Annotated in this window: 3 protein-coding genes; all 3 read left to right on the forward strand. The window is 39.6% G+C overall.

Annotated features, from left to right (window positions below; all coding sequences use genetic code 11):
• Window positions 1-272: 272 nt before the first annotated feature.
• A complete protein-coding gene (tmk, locus tag AB1488_02285) occupies window positions 273-872 on the forward strand; it encodes a dTMP kinase (GenBank protein MEW6408926.1) in 600 nt (199 codons plus the stop codon).
• 355 nt (window positions 873-1,227) lie between these two features.
• Window positions 1,228-1,632: an Rrf2 family transcriptional regulator gene (locus AB1488_02290; GenBank protein ID MEW6408927.1), complete on the forward strand. Its 405-nt coding sequence runs from the start codon at window positions 1,228-1,230 to the stop codon at window positions 1,630-1,632.
• A gap of 129 nt (window positions 1,633-1,761) precedes the next feature.
• A partial coding sequence (locus tag AB1488_02295; protein ID MEW6408928.1) for a cytochrome c oxidase subunit 3 occupies window positions 1,762-2,354 on the forward strand: 593 nt, incomplete at its 3' end.

Genomic DNA, 2,354 nt, shown 5'->3' on the forward strand with positions numbered 1-2,354 from the left:
CACGATGTAGTGCATCATTGATATCAACTGTCTCTTCTTCAAGAGGTAGAGGATTCCAGTTCTCGAAAAACAGTCGCTTCGCCTCTTTTACAGCAACTACATCTTCCCTTCCAAGCATGTCTTTCATCATAAAAGGTTTTTACCATTTCCATTGAAATAAAGTCAACAGATAAGCTCTAAATCCAAAATCCCATTGATTTCTTATGGTTAGTCCTTTATACTCTATAATTATTTATAATTAAAAATATAGCAGTAAGGTTAAGAGGTATAAAATGCGCAAGGAATCACGGGCTTTATTCATTGTCTTTGAAGGTATTGATCAAGCAGGAAAACAGACACAAGTAGAGAGGCTTTCATCTGCATTGTCACATAAAGGTTGCAGGGTAAAGACTATTTCATTCCCTGATTATGATACACCAATCGGAAGAGAGATAAAAAGATTCCTCGAAGGGAAAAAGGAACTCCCTATTCAACTGAGATACTTACTTTACACTGCGAACAGATGGGAAAGGGATGGAGATATTCGGAAATGGTTAAGTGAAGGCTATATCGTTATATCTGACCGCTACTCTGCATCTAATCTCGTTTACGGAATTGTCCAGGGACTGGATGTGGACTGGATGTTGACAGTAGAAAAAGGGCTTATACAGCCTGATTTGACAATCCTCATAGATATTTCGGAAAGGACATCCCTGCAGAGGAAACAAAGCAATCGTGATATATACGAGGGGAAAATTGAATTCCTGAAGTCTGTCCGAAATGCATATCTTGAACTCGCCATGAAAGATAACTGGAAGATAATCAATGGCGAGCAGTCTGTTGATGAGATCTCCAAAGAAATTAGAAAGATTATAGATCTGCTTCTGGCTTAACCTCTGGAGTTCCCCCTGTAAAACAAGTATTTCCATGTTAATTATACTGTGTGACATTACACTACCAATCTGAAATCCCAGTTTTTGTGATTTGCCATGACTTTATTCGCTGCAACCCTGCATGGGTAAACAAAGCGATGGCTGACAAACTTGCGAGGGTCGTGGCAGTTTCCAACACCTTAATTTATATCTTATCTATGTTAATCTGCGTGAATTGTGAATAAATCATATCTTTTAGGGATAGTCTCAAGGATAGATATTGTAAGGGCATTAGGGCGAGAGTAGAATTACTACCATCTAATCAAAAATTTTACTTGACAAGTTGAATAAAATAGGATAAAAATAGTCTTGATTAATGGAGATCACTCGTGAGACAGATTATGCCATAAGATGTATTTTATATATGGCAAAAGAACCTGAAAAGATATTTATAGTAAATGAGATTGCAGGATCACAATTGATTCCTAAGAGTTTCCTCGCAAAGATATTACAGAAGCTTGGAAGGGCAGGTCTTGTTGAATCCATCCGAGGTGTAAAAGGAGGCTTTCAGCTTGCAAAAAAACCTAAAGAGATTAACTTGCTTGACGTGATTATAGCCATAGAAGGCACTGTGGCGATGAACAGATGTGCTATTGATAAAAGGATGTGTAATCTGAGTAATACATGCACTGTTCATCCTATATGGGTAGATATGAGGAAAGAGGTAGAAAGACGGTTAAGAAAGTATGATTTTGCGCGTTTAGCAGCGCAAAAAAGATAGTGTTCTATTTATTTATGAAAAAACAGGATAAATTTAGTCCTAATTAATATTAATGCCTTTTGTCAATAAAGAAGACAATAAGGCTCCATTTGTGAGTTTGGGTAAACCAATAGTCAGGAGGTAAATATTATGCAGGAAAAGGCTATCTATCAAGAGACTGTACACCACAAGGTTGAGCTGAGTGTGTGGCCCTTTGTGGTAGGAATGTCAATATTGCTTGTAATGTTCGGTTTTATGGCAGCCTTTCAATGGAAACTGCCGATTGCGGGCATGCTCCTCGGTGGTGCAGGTGTTGTGGGCGTATTGATAAGTCTATTTGGATGGGTAAATGAGGTTTATGCGGAATCAGGGTTGAGCAAAACAGCGATAATCCTCTTCATACTCTCTGAGGCTATGTTATTTGGAGGCCTCTTCGGAGGCTATCTTTATAACATGTTCCCTGCACCTTTCTGGCCGCCTGCAAACACCCCTGCGGGAGTCCCGCCTCTATCTGTTGCGCTCATACTTTCTGTTTTCCTTCTTTCTTCCAGTGCTACGATTCAAATGGCAGAGGCGAAACTCAAAAAGGGTGAAGCAGATGGATTTAAAGGCTGGCTTCTCTTTACAATGATCCTTGGTGCGTTGTTCCTTGCCGGACAGGCAAATGAATGGTCCAAGCTCATTGGCGATGGCTTTACCGTCTCCACCAATGTCTATGGCACATTCTTTTATGCCATAACAGG

It is taken from the genome of Nitrospirota bacterium (assembly GCA_040756155.1).
GTDB lineage: Bacteria > Nitrospirota > Thermodesulfovibrionia > JACRGW01 > JBFLZU01 > JBFLZU01.

Excerpts from the sequence above, each read along its gene's own strand:
- AB1488_02290 (MEW6408927.1), top strand. The coding sequence starts at position 1,228 with ATGGAGATCACTCGTGAGACAGATTATGCCATAAGATGTATTTTATAT.
- tmk (MEW6408926.1), top strand. The coding sequence starts at position 273 with ATGCGCAAGGAATCACGGGCTTTATTCATTGTCTTTGAAGGTATTGAT.